This is a genomic window from Taklimakanibacter albus (assembly GCF_016595235.1).
GTDB classification, from domain to species: domain Bacteria; phylum Pseudomonadota; class Alphaproteobacteria; order Rhizobiales; family Aestuariivirgaceae; genus Taklimakanibacter; species Taklimakanibacter albus.
Window position 1 is genome coordinate 470241 of sequence record NZ_JAENHL010000006.1, and the last position, 18065, is coordinate 488305.

Genomic DNA, 18065 nt, shown 5'->3' on the forward strand with positions numbered 1-18065 from the left:
GCACTTTCGATGAACATCCGCCCCAATATCAAGACCGGCAAGTCGGTCTGCCCGCATGATTGTCCCTCCGCATGCGCCCTCGAGGTCGAGTTGCTCGATGAGCACACGATCGGCCGGGTGCGCGGCTCCAAGGACAATTCCTACACGCTTGGCGTCATCTGCGAGAAGGTCGGGCGTTATGCCGAGCGCATTCACCATCCGGACCGCTTGCTCCATCCCTTGAAGCGCAAGGGCGCCAAGGGCGACGGGCAATGGCAGCGTCTCTCCTGGGACGATGCGATGGGCGAGGTCGCGGAAGCCTTTCTCAAGGCGGAAGAACGTTACGGCGCGCTGTCGGTCTGGCCCTATTATTATGCCGGCACCATGGGGCTGGTGATGCGCGACGGCATCAACCGCCTGCGCCATGTGAAGAAATATTCCGGCATGTACGACACGTTCTGTGTCGCTCTGTCCTGGCCGGGCTTCCTCGCCGGCTGTGGGCGCATGACCGGTTCCGATCCCCGCGAGATGCAGAAGTCGGATCTGATCGTGATCTGGGGCACCAATCCGGTGAACACCCAGGTCAATGTGATGACCCATGCGTCGCTGGCGCGCAAGACACGCGGCGCCAAGATTGCCTGCGTTGATGTCTATGACACCGGCACGATGAAGCAGGCGGATGTGAAGATGATCATCCGACCCGGCACTGACGGGGCGCTTGCCTGCGCCGTCATGCATGTGCTGTTCCGCGACGGTTATGCCGACCGTGCCTATCTCGAGAAATACACCGACGTCCCGCGTGAGTTCGAAGCGCATCTGCAGTCGCGCTCGCCCGAATGGGCGGCGGCCATTTGCGGCTGTCCTGCGGCTGAGATCGAGGCTTTCGCCAAGCTCATCGGGCAGACTGAGCGCACATACTTGCGTATCGGCTATGGCTTCACGCGCTCACGCAACGGCTCGGTCAACATGCATGCGGTGACGGCGATCGCGGCGGTCACCGGCTCATGGCAGCATGAGGGCGGCGGCGCCTTCCATTCCAACAGCGGCATGTACAAGTGGAACAAGACGCTGATCGAGGGGCTCGAATGCCGCGATCCATCCATCCGACAGCTCGACCAGAGCCGCATCGGGCCGGTACTGCTGAACAATCCTTACGATCTGGCCGGTGGTCCGCCGGTCACCGCGATGATCATGCAGAACACCAACCCCGCCTCGGTGGCGCCCGACCAGACCAAGGTCCGGCAGGGGCTGATGCGCGACGACCTGTTTCTCTGCGTGCATGAGCAGTTCATGACCGAGACGGCGCAGCTGGCCGATATCGTGCTGCCGGCGACGATGTTCCTCGAGCATGACGACATCTATCAGGGCGGCGGCCATCAGCACATCATGCTGGGCGCCAAGCTGGTCGAGGCGCCGGGCGAATGCCGCAACAATCACGAGGTGATCGCCGATCTCGCCCGCCGCGTCGGCGCCAAGCATCAGGGCTTCGACATGACGCCCCGCGAGCTCATCGACTGGACGCTCAAGAACTCCAACCGGCCCGACCTGGAAAAGCTCGAGCAGGAAACCTGGATCGACGTGCAGCAGGATTTCGAGACGGCACATTTCCTCAACGGCTTCGGCCATCCGGACGGCAAGTTCCGCTTCAAGCCGGACTGGCAGGCGGCACGCTTCAAGCCCGGCATCGGGCCTTTCGGCCCGGTCGGCGACATTCCGCCGATGCCCGATCACTGGGGCGTCATCGAGGAGGCGACCGAGACCTATCCGTTCCGGCTGGCGACCAGTCCGGCCCGCACCTTCCTTAACTCCACCTTCAACGAGACACCGTCCTCGCGCAAACGGGAAGGGCGGCCGACCGTCTTCGTGCATCCCGAGGACCTTGCCGCCCAGGGTCTCAAGGATGGCGACAAGGTGCGGCTCGGCAGCGCCCGGGGCGTGGTGACGCTGCATGCCAAGGTGATGGACGGCATCCGCCGCGGCGTCCTGATCGCCGAGTCGATCTGGCCCAATGACGCTTTCGAGGACGGCAAGGGCATCAACACGCTCACCGGCTGCGATCAGCCGGCGCCGGCCGCTGGTGGCGTTTTCCATGACAATCGGGTCTGGCTGAAGCCCGCCTAAGCCGGTTCAGAATATGAACCGCAGATGAATGGGTCGATCAGCCCGCGCTCACACAGAGCGGGATAGGGTGCGCGCAAGTTCAGCGCTTACCTGCTTCTGATGAGGGCTCATCATGATCCGCCACCTATTGGGATGTCTATTGCTGACAGCCGTTCTGGCCGTGCCCGTGGCAGCGGCCGAGAAGGCCAAGCCCAAGCTGACCAATGAGGCCAAGGATGGCGTCCAGACGACCCAGGACAACATCACCAAGATGAAGCTCAAAAAGGCCCAGCAGCCGACCTTTACACCCTCCCTGGGCGGGCCGCCCGTCGCACCATCGCCGCCGCCGGCGCCGCCTTCGATCAACTGACGACAATTGAATCAAAGGCTTAGTCTGTGAATCTAAGCCTTTGAAAAGAATCATTTTCTCAAAACGAGAATCGGCACAGAGTTCCGCCCATGACTTTCCGCCGCGCTACACTGCCCACCCACTGGTTCCTGATCATGGCCGTGCTCCTCATGGTGGCCACGATCGCTCCCTTGGCCATGCTGGCGGTCCTCGTCTGACACTTGTCCGAGGCCGCGTGCGAACGGTCCTGTCTCCTGCCAGCCTCCTGACATAATCTGACAGCAGCATAGGCTAGGTTCTAGCCATGAGACGCGCTGACCGACTTCTTCAAGTATTGCAGATCCTGCGCCGCCACCGGCGCCCGGTGACCGGCGACGCCATGGCCGACGAGCTGGAGGTGTCGCTGCGCACCGTCTATCGCGACATCAATTCGCTGGTCGGCCAGGGCGTGCCGATTAGGGGCGAGGCCGGCATCGGTTATGTGCTGGGCGAGGGTTACGACATGCCGCCCTTGATGTTCACGGCCGATGAGCTCGAGGCCGTCATGCTTGGCCTGCGCTGGGTGACCCGGCGCGGCGATGGCCAGCTGTCGCGGGCGGCGCGCGATTCGGTCGCCAAGATCGGCGCCGTGCTCCCCGAGGGGCTGAGGCCGTTCCTGTACGATGCGGGGCTCGTCGTGGCGCCGCGCGACGGGCGTACCGTCGATGCGGTCGATGTCGCCGCCTTGCGCAGCGCCATCCGCGAGAGCCGCAAAGTGTCGATCCAGTATCGCGACGAGATCGACCGCTATACCGAGCGCACCATCTGGCCGATCGGCATCGTCTATTATGAGGCGACCCGCAACATCATCGCCTGGTGCGAGTTGCGCACCGCCTTCCGCCATTTCCGCACCGACCGGATCGGGCAGGTCGACATCCTCAAGGACCGGTATCCCAAGCGCCGTAAGGCGCTGCTCAAGGAATGGCAGGATGAGCTGCGCGCCGACATGGAAAAGCCGGATCTCGACGTGTTCCTCTAGCGTCTCTACCGGATTGCTTCCAACACCGTGGCGGCCGCCAGGCCAAACACTTCGGAAAAACGCTCAATCGTTTCGGCGATGCCGTGCCGGGAGATCAACGTGTCCTGGCGCATTTCGATCAGCGCATTCGGCAAGCCGCGCTTTTCCGCATGGAACGGGATCGTCACATCGTCCACGTCGTCGATCTGATAAGGCTCATTGTCGCCGATGCACAGGTCCGTTCGCTCGCGCAGCAGGCGGACGATTTCCGCCCCGAGCCCCATATCGAAACGGTGGGTCACGCCGATGTGCCACGGCCGGGTTTCGCCGGGATAGTCGCCGGTGAAGCTGTGCATGGCCACCAGCAGTGTCGGCGTGGCGCGGTCCAGCCGAGTCTCGATGATGTCCGATATCGCGCCGTGATATGGAAGGAAGAAGGCGCGCAGGCGTGCCTCCCGCTCCTGTGGTGACGCCGCCCGATTCGCCGGGATCGTGATCCCGGCGCTCACTTCAGGAATATGACCGCGCGAGGAGGGTGGGCGATTAAGATCGAGGACGAGGCGCGAATAGTTGCTGAAGATGAGCGGGGCATTCAGCGCCCGGGACAAACCTTTCGCCACCTCGAGCGCGCCTGGATCCCAGGCGATGTGAGACAGCATCTCGTCATCCGACAGACCCATTTGGCCGATACGCCGGGGGATCCGGTTGGAGGCATGATCGCATGTGAACACATAGGGGGAAGTCCCGCTCGGATTCAGCGTCGACACGCTCGGCTCTTCATCGTCGAAGAGATAGCTTTCAATAGATTCTGACATAGCGCCGGCACAGATCTTCCGGTGAGAGCGGTCTGGCGAGATCAGCCTCCTTGGTGAGGACAGAGTGGAAGACCGAGTTGAGGTTCGCGCTCATCCATGAGGAGGCGAGAGAATCCGACGCGAGCGACGATAGAGCGGTGTCGAGCGAAGAGGGCAGGGCCTCGATACCCATGGACCGGCGGTCTGCTTCGCTGAGGGAAGCAGGGTCGCATTCCAAGGTGCGTGGCGCCGGCAGATCACCGCGGATGCCTGCGATACCGGCGCGAATGAGAGACCCGAGCGCCAGATAGGGATTGGCCGTTGCATCGAGCGGCCGGAATTCAAGATTGAAGGAGCGGTGCCTGTCCTGGCCCGCGATAACCGGGGGCGGGCAGACCCGCAAGGCGGCCTCCCGGTTCTGCACCCCGAAACTTGTATAACCGCAGGACCAGTTGCTGGGGCCAAGGCGCAGATAGGAAACCGGGCTCGATGCATAAAAAGGGGCAAGGGCCTTCAGGTGCCTGATGACGCCGCCGGCGAAGCCCGCGGCGGAACGCGACAGCATTGCCGGCCCATTGCGGTCGAATGTTACATTCTCGCCGGCCCGGTTCACGAAACTGAAGTGAAGATGAGCGCCTGATCCGATCTTGCCGGGAAAGGGTTTTGGCGAGAACGTGGCGCAATAACCGCGCCGGCGCGCGACTTCCCGGATAATTTCGCGCGCCACCACCGCCCGGTCGGCCGCGGTGAGCGCCGGCGCCGGGCCGCATGATATTTCATATTGGCGCCGGCCGGCTTCCGGCTCGATGGTTTCGACATCGAGCTTCGCCTGGTCGAGAGCCTCGGAGAGATCCTCGAGAAAGGTGGCGACACGCCGCATCTGCTCCAGCGAGAACGAGACAGTCTCGTCAAAGCCGGTGTCGAGAAGCGTGAATTCATGCTCCATGGCGGCATGGATTGTAAGCCCGGTCAGGCTGTGGAATTCATCGATGGCGGTGGCGAGGAACTGACGCGGACAGCAATCCCAGGGTTCGCCGGATTGATCGAGGGCGCGGCAGAGAATCATGGTGAGGGGCGGCGCGTCGTCCCAGATGTCTATGTGTGTTTCGGTTCCCGGAACCGGGACTTGCCGCACCTCGGACATCGGTCCCCATGGATTGGATGCGGGCTGTTCGAAAGTCGTGAGAGCCAGGCCTGCCGCCGCCCAGCCGAGACCCGTGCTTCGCACCTTCTCGAGGCGTGATTCCGGCACGCCGCGACAGCGAACCATGCCGACGATATCGGTCCAGCACAGATAGGCTACGCCCGGGCCGCGTCGAGTTGCCTGACTATTCATAGGGAGAGTTCATGAGTTCGTGGAGGGAATATGTGTATCGGCGTCCCATTCGAACCCAGTTCGGAGCTGCTCCAGCCGCGTGACGCGCTCGAGCGCCTTTTTGTCGAGGCGTTCGAAGACCTCGGTATAGACCGCTTCGAGGAGGGCGAAGGTGGGAACGAGAGAATCATAGGCCGACGGCGAAGAGACTTCCGCCGAGATCACGAAATCGGCGAAGCGGGCGATAGGGGACTGCCACGGATCGGTGAACAGCAGAATTTCGGCTCCCTGTTCCTTGGCGGATCTTGCCAGCGAAACGGATTCCTTTTCGTAGCGGCGAAAGTCAAAGATGACGAAGACGGTCCGCTTGTCGATATCGAGCAACTGATCGCGGCGGGTCTGAGTGGCGGGCTGAATCATGCGGATGCCGGGACGCATCTGGTAGAGATGCAGGTAGAGCATCTGCGCGGCGAGATTTGAAACGCGCCCGCCGCTGAGCACAACGGACTTCTTCAGGTCGCACAGGCAATCGACGATGCGCTCGAAGTCGCCCTGCGACAGCCTGGCGAAGGAATTCACGACGCCTTCCGAGAATATCGACGAGCACTTGCCCAACGTACCACCGACCGCCGACCGGCCGGCGGCGTGCAAGCTCAACGGCGACTGCTTGCGTTCTTCGAGCTCGCTTCTGAGCTCTTTCTGGAAGTCATCGTAGCGCGCGAAGCCGAGCTTCGCGGTCATGCGCAGCACCGTCGGGCCGCTCACATTCGCCCGGGCGGCAAGGCCCGCCACGGTTTCCAGGCCGGCGATCATGCCGCTGGCGAACAGCGTTCTGGCGACCTTCTGTTCGGCGGCCGCGAAGCCGGGAGCCAATCGGCGCAGCCTTTCGGCCACGGTTACATCACTCATCTTGTCACCTCGGACATGTATCATTTATCACGTCTATTGCTATTGAAGTCAAATCCGTAATAAAAGAATTGGACCGATATTCTCCGTTAGATACGTTCTCCTGGAGCAAGAGCCGCGAATGATGGGTGCGTTTGCCGGTCGATGGTTGACGAAGCAGGGCGGCGCAAATGGCGCGCTTCTTGCGCTCCTGATCATCGCCATTGGCATGGGCAGCGCGCTCCTGGGCTCGCCCGCGATGCTCAATACGGTCACCAACATGATGACCGCTCTTGTCGGCGTCATGGCGATCGCGCTCTTCTCCGGCAATTCGGGAGCGCTCAGTTTCGGACATGTGGCCTTCATGGCGCTGGGCGCACAGGTCAGCGCCACATTGACCATGCCGCCGGCGCTCAAGGCGCAATTGTTTCCAGCACTTCCCGATATTCTGCTGCATTTCCAGGCGAACTTCGCGGTGGCCCTCGTGCTGACCGCTATCCTTGTTGGCCTCTTTGCATTCGCCACTGGCCTCGCGATCGTCAAGCTGTCGAGCGCCACGATTCCCATAGCGACGCTCGGTCTTCTCATCATCGTCAACTCGCTGATCATCGGCGCCGACGGCGTCACGCGCGGCAGCCAGGCGGTCTATGGCATTCCCAAAAGCGTCGACATCTTTGTCGTATCGGCGGTCGCGGCCCTGGTCACTGGCTTCATCGCCCTGTTCAAGGAATCGGCCGCCGGCCTCGCTTTGCGGGCGACGCGTGAAGACGAGGCGGCGGCAGCGGCGGTGGGTGTCGATGTCGCGCGGCTGCGCCTTCTGGCCTGGGTGCTGAGTGGCGCCGTAGCCGCAATCGCTGGCGCCTTGATTGCCCATAATCTCTCCGTCTTTTCGCCGAAGGACTTTTATCTCGACCTGACTTTCTCGCTGGTCGTCATGCTCATCGTCGGCGGGGTCAATAGCGTGAGCGGCGCCTTGGCCGGAACGCTCGTCGTGACGGTGATGATCGAAATCCTGAGACGGCTGGAGAACGGCTTCTCGCTTGGTGTCGTCGAAGTGCCGCAGATTTTCGGGCTGACCATCATCGGTCTGTCGCTCCTGATCATGGCGGTTCTCTATTACCGGCCGGGCGGGCTCCTTGGTTATCGCGAGCTGGCCGATATTCTTTCGCGGCGCTCAGCACCCGTGGCGTCCAAGCCTCACTCGGTGCCGGCGCAGGTGACACAAAAGGACGCGGAAAAGCACATGCTCCGCGTGGCGTCGGTCTCGAAAGTATATGGCGGCGTGAAGGCGTTGCAGGAGGTCTCGCTCGAGGTTGCCTCAGGCGAGATACTCGGTCTCATCGGACCCAATGGCTCCGGCAAGTCGACCTTGCTCGCCTGCATCAGCGGCACGCAGTCGGCGTCGAGCGGATCGATCCGGATGGATGGCGCGGAACTTGCCGGCCTGCCGGCCTTTGCCGTCGCCCAATCCGGCATTGCCAGGAATTTCCAGAGCATCCGGCTGTTCGCCAACCTCTCGGTTCTCGAGAATGTGCTGGTCGCCGTTCTGGCCAATGACCGGACGGCGACGCAGGCGAGCGCACGCCATAAGGCGATGACGCTGCTCGACCGTCTGGCGATCGCCGAGCTGGCTCATCGCCGCTCTGGCGATCTGGCTTATGGCCAGCAGCGACGGGTCGAGATCGCGCGGGCTTTGGCGCTCGACCCGCGCTTCCTGCTGCTCGATGAGCCGGCAGCGGGCATGAACGAGGCGGAGACCGGAGACCTCTTGAATATTCTCGGTCAGACGATGCGGGAGACATCGATCGGCCTGATCATCGTCGACCACGACATGCCGCTGATCATGCGGCTTTGCCATCGCCTTGTGGTCCTCAATCGTGGCTCGGTCCTCGCCGTCGGAGCGCCGCAGGAAATCCAGAACGACGAGACAGTGCGTGAAGCTTATTTCGGCCGTCGCCGCTCCGGAAAAGGGCGGCCCATAACAATGCAACAAAGGGAGATTATCGCGTGAAACGGATCGTGGCATGTTTCTACATCGCGCTCAGCTGGCTGTTCGCCAGCGGCCTGGCGCATGCGGCCGACCCATTGAAGATCGGCTTCGTCGGCGGGCAGACGGGTTATATGGCCCAATGTGATCAGCCCAACCTGAAAGGCATGGAGCTGGCGGTCGCGCAGATCAACGCCAAGGGTGGCATCGACGGCAAACTTCCGATCGAGCTGATCGCCCGCGACAGCCGCTCGGAAGTGGCACCATCGGCCGTCATGGCCCAGGAACTCCTGTCGGAGGGCGTTACCGTCATGATTTCGCCTTGCGATGTCGACCATTCGGTCGCCGTGGCGCAGATCACCGCCGCCGCCCAGGTGCCGACGATCAGCTCCTGCGCGTCGACGCCGTCGCTCGCCTCGGTGGGCGGCGAGTTCATGTTCATCAACTGCACGCCGGACAATCTCCAGGGCGGCGTGCTCGGCAAATATGCCGCTGAGCAGGGGTACAAACGCGCGCTCGTCCTCGTTTCGCGCGACACGCCTTATACTTACCAGTTGCCGATGTATTTTGCCGATGCCTTCAAGAAGGCCGGTGGCGAATTGATCGGCACGGTCGAGTACAAGCTCGGGCAGCAGGACTTTGCCGCCGAAGTGACCAAGATCAAGGCGCTGCAGCCGCAGCCCGACGTCATCATGACCTCGGCTTACGAGCCCGACTTTCCCGCCTTTCTCAAGCAGCTGCGGTCGGCCGGCGTGACGGCGGCGGTGCTCGGATCGGATGGCCTCGATTCGCCGACCATCTGGGGCCTGGGCGCGGTGGCGGACGGTGTGGTTTTCTCGACCGCCGGCTTTCCCGTCGAGGGCAGCTCGCTGGCGCAATTTGCCAGCGACTACAAGCAGCATTTCGGCGAGGAGTCGCAGACTTCTTTCAACGCGACGGGCTATGACATCATCAAGATCATCGAGGCCGCCGTCGTGGCGACAGGCGATAAGACCGATGGCAAGTCCATTCGTGACGCGATCGACAATCTGCAGGATGTGCAGGTCGCGACCGGCAAGATCACCTATCGCGGCTTGAACAGAATTCCGCTGCGCTCGGTGGCGCTGAACAAGGTGCAGGACGGCAAGAAGACCTTCGTGTCGACGGTCACGCTGCAGCCGGGCGAAATCCCGCCGCCGAACTGACCGGAACAGCATCATGCTCACTGTCGATCAGCTCTCCGTCCATTACGGTCCGGTGCGGGCCGTAAAGAAGGTGTCCCTCGCCGTCCAGGCGGGAGAGATCGTCGCCGTACTGGGGGCGAACGGAGCCGGCAAGTCTTCGATCCTCAATGCCTGCCTGGGACTGGCGCCGCGTTCCGCCGGCAGCATCACGCTCGACGGCGCGCGCATCGACAAACTATCGACCGAGGCGATCGTTCGCCTCGGTCTTACTCTCGTGCCGGAGGGACGGCGGGTATTCTCCGGCTTGACCGTCGCGCAGAACTTGTCTTTGGGCGCTTCCGCCATCGGCAAGGACCGCGCGGTGGCTCTGGGATCGCTCGACTGGATTTTCAGCCTGTTTCCAAGGCTTGCCGAACGCCGCGCGCAGCTGGCCGGAACCCTTTCGGGCGGCGAGCAGCAGATGCTGGCGATCGGCCGCGCCCTCATGTCGAAGCCGCGCCTGCTGCTGCTCGACGAACCGTCGCTTGGTCTGGCACCCAACATCGTCGATCTGATCTTCGATCTCATTATCGGCCTGCGCAAGGAAGGCTTTACATTTCTCCTGGTCGAGCAGAATGCCGAGCTGGCACTCGATACCTGCGATCGCGCCTATCTCGTCATGAGCGGCGCCGTTGCCGCGCAAGGCACGCCGGATCTGTTCCGCCAGAACGATCTTGTCGGCCACTCGCATTTCGCGGCTTCCGGGTGATCGCAATGGACTATTTCGCTCAACAGGCTGTGAATGCCCTGGCGCTTGGCGGCACATATGCCTTGCTGGCCTTGGGCCTGGCGGTCGTCTTCTCGATCCTCGGCCTGATCAATTTCGCTCATGGCGAGCTGATGACGATCACCGGTTATGGCCTGGTGTTTTCGCTGGCCGCCGGCGTGCCCTATCCGGGCGCTCTGATCTGCGGCGTGGCTCTCGCGGTGTTCTGCGCCGTGGCCATGGAGAGGGTGGCTTTCCGTCCGGTGCGCCGGGCGAGTGCGACGACCATGCTGCTGACGAGCTTCGCGGTCAGCTCGATCCTCCACACCGCCTTTCAGAATTTCATTTCGGCGCGTCCTAAGCCGGTGCCGGTCCCTGAATGGCTGGGCGGGGCGTTCACGCTGGCCGGTATTCAGATCGGCGCCATTCCCTCACTGTCGATCCTGGTGACCGTCGTCGCACTGGCGACCCTGGTGTGGTTCTTTCAAAGCGCGCAGACCGGTCTGGCGATGCGCGCCGCATCCGAGGACTTTGCCGTCACGCGCCTCATGGGCATCAATGCGAACCGGGTGATCGCAGCCTCTTTCGCGATATCCGGATTCCTCGCGGCGGTCGCCGGCATCCTGTGGCTGTTCCAGCGCGGGTCGGTCGATCCCATGATGGGTTTCGTGCCGGTGCTGAAGGCTTTCATCGCCGCCGTCCTGGGCGGCCTTGGAAGCTTGCAAGGCGCCGTCCTGGGCGGCCTGATCCTCGGCGCCACGGAGGTGATGCTGCGCGCTTATCTTCCGGAGGCGCTGCTCGGATTTCGCGATGCCATAGCACTTGCTCTTATCATCGGACTGCTCATCGTCTTCCCGAACGGGCTGATGGGCCGGCCCATCCAGGCGCGGTAAGGAAAAAATGATTGATCTGTCATCCATAAAGGCAATCGATGCCCATAATCACGGGCTGCCGCTGAGCATTCTCCGCCGCAATGATCCTGCCGGGATGATCGATCGCTGCACCATCACCGGCATGTGTATCCCGTCTTCCAACCTTGCCGGAGCGGTCGCGGCCGATTTTGTTTCGGGCCTGTCGCAGACGACGCCCTTTGCTCTGGCGCTTATCCGCGAGCTCGCGGGATTTCTCGGCTGCGATCCAAGCCTTGAAGCCGTGCAGCGCAGCAGGAACGAGAGGCTCGTCGCGGATGGGGTAGGGTATCTGCGTTCGCTGATGAAGAGCGCCGGCATTGCCGGCCTGATCGTCGATGACGGATATCCGCAACCCCGTGTAGATCCGGCGATTCTGCGGGAAGAATACGCCGTTCCGATCGGCAGCGTCGTCCGCATCGAACCTCTGATCCTCGAGGCGCTGGAAACCGCAACATCGTGGCGCAGCCTGAATGAGACGTTTGCGGAGCGCCTCAGCGCGGCGATCGATGCCGGCGCGATCGCCATCAAATCGATCATCGCCTATCGAAGTGGCCTCGACATCGCCTGGCCGTCAGGCGAGGACCTGGAAGCTCATTTCAGCCGATGGCGTGATGCCGGACTTCCAAGGGGCAGGGGAAGCTCCAAGATCATGCGCGATGCCCTGGCCTACAGCGCTGCCGATGTGGCCAAGCGCCATGACGTTCCCTTCCATATCCATTGTGGCGGCGGGGATTCGGATATCTTTCTCGAACAGGCGCGTCCGTCATGCCTCTTCCCGTTTCTCAAAGACCGGTTCGAGCAGGATATCGTCCTCATTCATGCCGGCTGGCCCTGGACGGATGAGGCCGCCTTCATCGCTTCCATCCTGCCGCGGGTCTATATCGAGACATCGCTGGCGACGCCCTGGGCGTCACTGGCTTTGGAGCAGAAGCTCAATACGCTTCTGGGCGTCGCCCCACCGCGCAAGGTGCTCTACGGGTCCGACGCATCGAGTGAGCCGGAGATCCTGTGGTTCTCCGCACGTGTGATGCGACGGACATTGGCGCGCGTTCTGGAGAACGGGATCGGATCCGGCTGGCTGGTGGAAAAGGAGGCGCGGATGATCGCCGAGGACGTTCTGGCGGGCAATGTACGCCGTCTTCACCGGCTCGATTTCTGACAAGGACGGCCCAAGTTGAGATTTCCCCATCTTTTCTCGCCTTTTGCCATCAAAGGCGTCACCATTCCCAACCGCATCCTGTCGACCGGACATGATACGGATCTGGGACGCCATGGCTTACCCTCGGATGGCCTCATCGCCTATCAAAAGGCGCGGGCCAAGGGTGGTGTCGGGCTGATCATCGTGCAGGTGGTCGGCGTGCATGAAACAGCCCGCTACACATCCGAAGTCCTGATGGGAACGTCGGACGACGCCATCCCGAAGTTCAAAGCGCTTTTCGAGGCGATCAAGGCGGAAGGCACGCGCGCCTTCGTGCAATTGTTCCATCCCGGCCGCGAGCTGCTTGGCCGCTCGAACGGCATTGCCCAGGCAGCCTGTTCGGCATCGAGCTCACCGGCAGAGCGCTTCCGTATCGTGCCGCGCGAGCTCGCCACGGATGAGATCTACGATATCATCGCGGGTTATGGCTCGACGGCGCGCCGGATGGCGGAAGCCGGCGCCGACGGGGTGGAGATCGTCGCCAGCCACGGATATCTCCCGGTCCAGTTCCTGAGCCCGAAGGTCAATTTCCGCACCGATGAGTTCGGCGGCTCGGACGACAATCGCCTGCGTTTCATGCGCGAGGTATCGGCCGCCGTTCGCCGTGCGACGTCGGATGATTTCATCATCGGGACGCGCATCTCCTCCAATGAATATGACATCGAGGGATTTCAGGACGATGAGACGCTGGCCGTCTGCCGCTCGCTGAAGGACAGTTTCGACTATTTCAACATCATTGCCGGCACATCCGCCTCAGCGTCCGGCGCGGTTCATATCGCCCCCCCGATGACCGTCGGGAATGCCTATCTGGCGCCCTTTGCGCAGAAGCTGAAACAGGCGATCGGCAAGCCGGTCTTCGTCGCCGGCCGCATCAACCAGCCGCATGAGGCCGAGGCTGTGATCGCCAGCGGTTCGGCCGATATGTGCGGCATGACGCGGGCGATGATCTGCGATCCTCTCATGCCTACAAAAGCCCGAGAGGGCCGCACGGATGATATCCGCGCCTGCATCGCTTGCAATCAGGCCTGCATCGGTCATGCCCAGCTCGGCCTCTCGATCTCCTGCATCCAGTATCCCGAAAGCGGCCGAGAGATGGAGTTCGGCACCCGCCCCAGGACGGCGCGCCCGAAGCGGGTGCTGATCATCGGCGGCGGCCCCGCCGGCATGAAGGCCGCGAGCGTGGCGGCAGAGATCGGCCACGCAGTGCAATTGTGGGAAAGCGCGAAACGGCTCGGTGGTCAGGCGCAGCTGGCGCAGCTTCTGCCGCATCGCGGTGAATTCGGCGGCATCATCACCAATCTCTCGCGTGAGCTGGAGCTTGCGAAGGTCGATATCCATTTCGGCAAGACGGCGACAGCGGAGGCCATCGCCACGGAGAAGCCGGATGCCGTCATCCTGGCGACTGGCAGTGAAGCGCGGCTACCGCGTTTCGAGCGGGGCGAGGGGATCGAAATCGCGCACGCGCATGATGTGATCACCGGCAAGGTCAAAACCGGGAAGCGAGTTGTCGTTTATGACTGGCTGGCCGATTGGATCGGTGTCGGCATCGCCGAAAAGCTCGCGACCGAGGGGGCTGCGGTTCAATTGGCCGTAAACGGTGTCTGTCCGGCCATCAGCATTCAGAATTATGTAAGGGACGCAGCCATTGCCCGCCTGCACCGGCTGGGCGTGACGATGACGCCATTCTCACGCCTCTATGGCGCGGAAGCCCGCACGGTCTATCTGGTGCACACCGCGGCGCAGGAAGCGGTTGTCCTCGAGGACGTCGATACGCTGGTCGTCTGCTCGCCCAATCGGCCGCGTGATGATCTCGTGCCAGCCATTCGCGCGCTGGGCATTCCGCTCCATGTGATCGGCGATGCGCTAGCGCCCCGTACCGCCGAGGAAGCGGTCTTCGAGGGCCTGCAGGCGGCGAGCCGGCTGCACTGATCCAATATCACAACCTGGAGAGTTCCATGTCCGCGCAACGCCAGATCGAGATTGTCCCGGCTGATCCCCGCACCCCGGAGATCACGGCGATGATTCATACGCTGGACCGCTATATGGGCGCGTTATATCCGGCCGAGAGCAATCATCTGGTCGATGTGAACACGCTCGCCCAGCCGAATGTTCACTTCTTCGCCGCGAAGGTGAACGGAAAATATGTCGGCTGCGGTGCTGTCATGATCCACGGCCGAGACTATGCTGAAGTCAAGCGCGTCTTCGTCGATCCCGCCGTGAGAGGCCTTGGGCTGGGAAGGCGCCTGATCGACCAGCTCGCCGCGACGGCGCGCCAGCAGGGCATTACGCTGATGCGTCTCGAAACCGGCATTTCGCAGCCAGAAGCTTTGGGGTTGTTCGAAGTCTGCGGCTTCACCCGCTGTGGTTCCTTTGGGGATTATCCGGCCGATGATCCCTACAGCGTGTTCATGGAGCGCCAGGTGCCTTAGCGCATCGCCTTGAAGAAGGCCTTGGTCCGCTCCTGTTGCGGGTTGGTGAAAATCTGCTCGGCGCTTCCGATCTCGACCACCGCACCCTGATCCATCATGACGATACGGTTCGCGACGTCGCGGGCGAAACCCATCTCATGTGTGACGACGATCATGGTGGTTCCCGTTAGGGCGAGCTCCTTCATGACTTCCAGCACTTCGCCGACGGTCTCGGGATCGAGCGCGCTGGTCGGCTCGTCGAAAAGCATGACCGCCGGCTTCATGGCGAGGGCCCGGGCGATCGCCACGCGCTGCTGCTGGCCGCCTGAGAGCTGGGAGGGATAGTGGCCGGCCCGGTCGGCGAGCTTCACCCGCGCCAAAAGCTCGCGGGCTTCCGCCGTCACTGTCTTCGGATCGCGGCCCTGGACGCGGACCGGGCCTACGGTGACATTTTCAAGCGCGGTGAGATGCGGGAAGAGATTGAAGCGCTGGAAGACCATGCCGATTTTCTGCCGCCGGTCGGCGATGCGTTTTTCCGAATCCTCGATGATCCGGCCCTTATGCTCGCGATAGCCGATGAGCTCGCCATCGACGGTGATGCGGCCGGACTGGATCTTTTCCAGATGGTTGATGCAGCGCACCAGCGTCGTCTTGCCGGACCCTGAGGGTCCGATCAGGCAGACGACCTCGCCGCGATGGACATCGAAGGAGACGCCGCGGAGAACTTCCACATCACCATAGGATTTGCGGATGTCGCGCAGTGCGACGAGGGGAGTTGTATCGGTTGCGGCCATTCTAGCGCTGCCCCGAGAACAGGCCGCGCAAGCCCGGCGTGGTTTTGCTGTCGGCAGCCGGCTGATCATAACGCCCGTAATGGGCTTCGAGGCGCTTCTGCACGAAGCCCATGATCGTCGTCAGGAGCAGATACCAGATGGCAGCGATGATGAAGAGCTCGAAGGTGCGGAAGGTCGCGGCATTGAGCTGCTGGAGGGTTCCGAATAATTCGCGGATGCCGAGAATGGCGAGCAGCGATGTGCCTTTGATCATCAAGGTGAATTCATTGCCGAGCGGCGGCACCACCATGCGGGCCGCCTGCGGCAGGATGATCCAACGCATCGCTGTGATGGGCCGCATCCCTAAGGCGCGCGCAGCGTCGAACTGGCCCTTGTCGATCGACGACAGAGCGGCGCGGAAGATTTCCGCCATATAGGCGGCTTCGTTGAGCGAAAGCGTGATGAGTGCGGCCTGGAGCGGGCCGGTGAGCGTGAAGGGGCCGATCTGGATGTCGGGATATTTATAGAAACCCGCCGCCGCGACACCGGTATAGATCAGCACAAGCTGGACGAGCAGCGGCGTGCCGCGCCAGACCCAGACATAGAATTTGCCGAAGCCGCGCAGCCAGGCGCGCTTCGACCGGATGGACAGGGCGATAAGCAGGCCGATGGCCACGCCCAGCGCCTGGGCCACGACCGAAATCCAGATCGTCAGCCACAGCCCCTTCCAGATGATGGCCGGTGGATTGAACAGATATTTGAGGAAGAAGGCGGTGTCGATATTGAAGTCGCCGGACATGGCTTATGTCTCACTGACGGGAAAATCGGCCGGGAACCAGTGGCTCCCGACCGCAAGTCTGGGTCACTCGAGGCCCATGGCCTCGAAGCCCCAATTGGCGAGGATCTTCTTGTACTCGCCTGAGCTCTTGAGTTCTTTCAAGCCGCCGTCGAAGGCGTCATGAAGGTCCTTGTCCTTCTTGAGTGTCGCAAGTCCGATGGTCAGCGAGAAGAGCTGTGGGCTGGCGAGCTTCAGGAGGCCGGGCTTCTGCTTGTTGAAATAGCCGGCCTGGTCGGTCGAGCCGAAATAGACATCGGCCAGGCCCGCCGTCAGCTGCTGGAAGGCGTCGGTGCCGCTTTGCAGCGACAGGATATTGATCTCGGGCTTGCCCGCCGCTTTCAGCGCGTCGCTGGCTTTCTTCAGCTCACCCTCGAGCGCCGATCCGACGGCGACCGAGACCTTGAGACCGGACAGATCCTCGAGCGTCTTGAAGGTGGCCGGGTTTTCGGCGCGCGTGATCAACGCATTGCCCGACACGGCATAGTTCACGAAGTCGACCGCCTCGCGCCGTTCCGGCTTGTCGGCTAGGCCTGAAATGATGGCGTCGCACTGGCCGGCCTGCAAAGCCGGGATGAGGCCGTCGAAGGAGATGTTCTTGTGCTCGGAGGTGACTCCCATCGTTTTGGCGAGCGCCGCGGCGATGTCGATATCGAAGCCTTCGGGCGCCTGCGTCTCCGGGTTGAGCATTTCCCACGGCGGATAAGCGAGCTCGGTGCAGAAGACGACCTTGCCGGCCGCTTTGATTTTCTCCGGTGCTGCGACATCCGCCTGCGCGGCGGTGGCCAGGAATCCGCACAGCACAATGCCGGCCGCTCCCAGTGCCAATCGGCGACTATTCATACTTGTATTCTCCTCCCTGTGCCGTCCCTTTTGTCGGGACGAGCCGTTGCGACCACCCGGAATTGTTCCGGGATTCACTTTGGTGCCTTGCTTGCTGCTGCTTGGCGCCTGCGATAATTTTCCATGACCTCTTTGCCGGCCTGCGCGACGAGCTTGCGGATCTCGGCGGCGGCGCGCCTCTTGTCCTTATTCACGATGGCGTCGAGGAGCGATTCCTGAGCTTCGGCGGGGTAGCCCGTCTCGTCGAGCTTCAAGCCGAGAACGGAGAGGATCTGCCTCACTTCGATGGCGATCTCGTCGAACAGGCGTAAGAGCCGCATATTGCCCGACAGCGTGCAGATCGAGCGGTGGAACTCGATGATCGCCTCTATCAGCTCGGATTGCTGGCCGGAGCGGGCGCGGGCCAGCAGATTCTTGTGGGTGACGCGCAGCATCTCATGTTGCTCGGGCGTGGCGCGCTTCACCGCGGATTCGACCGCGGCGGCCTCGATCCATTCGCGCAACTCATAGAGATCCCTGATTTCGCGTTCCTCGAACTGGCGCACGAAGAAGCCGCGTCGGGGCAGGGATATCAAGAGACCGCTCTGCTCGAGCAGGCGCGCGGCTTCGCGGACCGGGCCGCGGCTGACGCCGAGCTTCTGGGCGATCTCGCCTTCTACCAGACGCTGGTTCGGCAGCAATTCGCCGGTCGTGATGGCGTGCTGAATCTGCTCCTTCACCTGGGTGACCAGAGTCAGCGTCGGGACGGCGTGAAAGCTCTGCTCCAAGTCGATTTTCTCCAGG

17 protein-coding genes are annotated in these 18065 nt (G+C 62.4%); 10 read left to right on the forward strand and 7 right to left on the reverse strand.

Going from position 1 to position 18065, the window contains the following annotated elements:
- The first annotated feature begins 9 nt into the window (after positions 1 to 9).
- The 3 genes from JHL16_RS06890 (at position 10) to JHL16_RS06900 (ending at position 3446) form a co-directional block, all read left to right on the forward strand.
- Positions 10 to 2100: a molybdopterin-containing oxidoreductase family protein gene (locus JHL16_RS06890; protein WP_200184141.1), complete on the forward strand. Its 2091-nt coding sequence runs from the start codon at positions 10 to 12 to the stop codon at positions 2098 to 2100.
- Positions 2101 to 2239: 139 nt separating this feature from the next.
- Positions 2240 to 2449 carry a hypothetical protein gene (locus JHL16_RS06895; RefSeq protein WP_200184142.1) on the forward strand — a complete coding sequence of 70 codons (210 nt, stop codon included), beginning with the start codon at positions 2240 to 2242 and terminating at the stop codon, positions 2447 to 2449.
- Positions 2450 to 2732: 283 nt separating this feature from the next.
- Positions 2733 to 3446: a helix-turn-helix transcriptional regulator gene (locus JHL16_RS06900; protein WP_200184143.1), complete on the forward strand. Its 714-nt coding sequence runs from the start codon at positions 2733 to 2735 to the stop codon at positions 3444 to 3446.
- A 5-nt stretch (positions 3447 to 3451) separates the two neighbouring features.
- Here the strand turns inward: JHL16_RS06900 and JHL16_RS06905 are convergent, their stop codons facing one another.
- Genes JHL16_RS06905 through JHL16_RS06915 form a run of 3 tightly spaced genes read right to left on the reverse strand, consistent with a single transcriptional unit; the run spans position 3452 to position 6443 of the window.
- On the reverse strand, positions 3452 to 4192 hold the full coding sequence (locus JHL16_RS06905) for an N-formylglutamate amidohydrolase (protein WP_200184144.1): 741 nt from the start codon (positions 4190 to 4192) through the stop codon (positions 3452 to 3454).
- Between the two features lie 31 nt (positions 4193 to 4223).
- On the reverse strand, positions 4224 to 5555 hold the full coding sequence (locus tag JHL16_RS06910; protein ID WP_200184145.1) for a type I glutamate--ammonia ligase: 1332 nt from the start codon (positions 5553 to 5555) through the stop codon (positions 4224 to 4226).
- 9 nt (positions 5556 to 5564) lie between these two features.
- A complete protein-coding gene (locus JHL16_RS06915) occupies positions 5565 to 6443 on the reverse strand; it encodes a MurR/RpiR family transcriptional regulator (protein ID WP_200184146.1) in 879 nt (292 codons plus the stop codon).
- A 118-nt stretch (positions 6444 to 6561) separates the two neighbouring features.
- Between JHL16_RS06915 and JHL16_RS06920 the strand changes: the two genes are divergently transcribed.
- From JHL16_RS06920 to JHL16_RS06950, 7 genes are read left to right on the forward strand one after another with little or no spacing between them, the layout of a single operon-like run.
- Complete coding sequence (locus JHL16_RS06920; protein WP_200184147.1) at positions 6562 to 8430, forward strand: branched-chain amino acid ABC transporter ATP-binding protein/permease; 1869 nt, start codon at positions 6562 to 6564, stop codon at positions 8428 to 8430.
- Positions 8427 to 9590, forward strand: a complete 1164-nt coding sequence (locus JHL16_RS06925; RefSeq protein ID WP_200184148.1) for an ABC transporter substrate-binding protein — start codon at positions 8427 to 8429, stop codon at positions 9588 to 9590. Before JHL16_RS06920 ends, JHL16_RS06925 begins: the two co-directional genes overlap by 4 nt.
- 13 nt (positions 9591 to 9603) lie before the next feature.
- On the forward strand, positions 9604 to 10317 hold the full coding sequence (locus JHL16_RS06930) for an ABC transporter ATP-binding protein (RefSeq protein ID WP_200184149.1): 714 nt from the start codon (positions 9604 to 9606) through the stop codon (positions 10315 to 10317).
- 5 nt (positions 10318 to 10322) lie between these two features.
- A complete protein-coding gene (locus JHL16_RS06935; protein WP_200184150.1) occupies positions 10323 to 11207 on the forward strand; it encodes a branched-chain amino acid ABC transporter permease in 885 nt (294 codons plus the stop codon).
- A gap of 7 nt (positions 11208 to 11214) precedes the next feature.
- Positions 11215 to 12384 carry an amidohydrolase family protein gene (locus tag JHL16_RS06940; RefSeq protein WP_200184151.1) on the forward strand — a complete coding sequence of 390 codons (1170 nt, stop codon included), beginning with the start codon at positions 11215 to 11217 and terminating at the stop codon, positions 12382 to 12384.
- Between the two features lie 15 nt (positions 12385 to 12399).
- Entirely contained in the window at positions 12400 to 14352 is a 1953-nt protein-coding gene (locus JHL16_RS06945) for an oxidoreductase (protein ID WP_200184152.1), read from the forward strand.
- A 26-nt stretch (positions 14353 to 14378) separates the two neighbouring features.
- A complete protein-coding gene (locus tag JHL16_RS06950) occupies positions 14379 to 14852 on the forward strand; it encodes a GNAT family N-acetyltransferase (RefSeq protein WP_200184153.1) in 474 nt (157 codons plus the stop codon).
- Here JHL16_RS06950 and JHL16_RS06955 read toward each other — a convergent pair.
- From JHL16_RS06955 to JHL16_RS06970, 4 genes are all read right to left on the reverse strand, one after another.
- On the reverse strand, positions 14849 to 15625 hold the full coding sequence (locus JHL16_RS06955) for an amino acid ABC transporter ATP-binding protein (RefSeq protein ID WP_200184154.1): 777 nt from the start codon (positions 15623 to 15625) through the stop codon (positions 14849 to 14851). The two genes, JHL16_RS06950 and JHL16_RS06955, sit on opposite strands and share 4 nt — an antisense overlap.
- Position 15626: 1 nt before the next feature.
- Positions 15627 to 16403: an amino acid ABC transporter permease gene (locus tag JHL16_RS06960; RefSeq protein ID WP_200184155.1), complete on the reverse strand. Its 777-nt coding sequence runs from the start codon at positions 16401 to 16403 to the stop codon at positions 15627 to 15629.
- Positions 16404 to 16466: 63 nt separating this feature from the next.
- Positions 16467 to 17282, reverse strand: a complete 816-nt coding sequence (locus tag JHL16_RS06965; protein WP_200184156.1) for an ABC transporter substrate-binding protein — start codon at positions 17280 to 17282, stop codon at positions 16467 to 16469.
- Between the two features lie 74 nt (positions 17283 to 17356).
- Entirely contained in the window at positions 17357 to 18049 is a 693-nt protein-coding gene (locus JHL16_RS06970) for a GntR family transcriptional regulator (RefSeq protein WP_200184157.1), read from the reverse strand.
- Between the last annotated feature and the right edge of the window lie 16 nt (positions 18050 to 18065).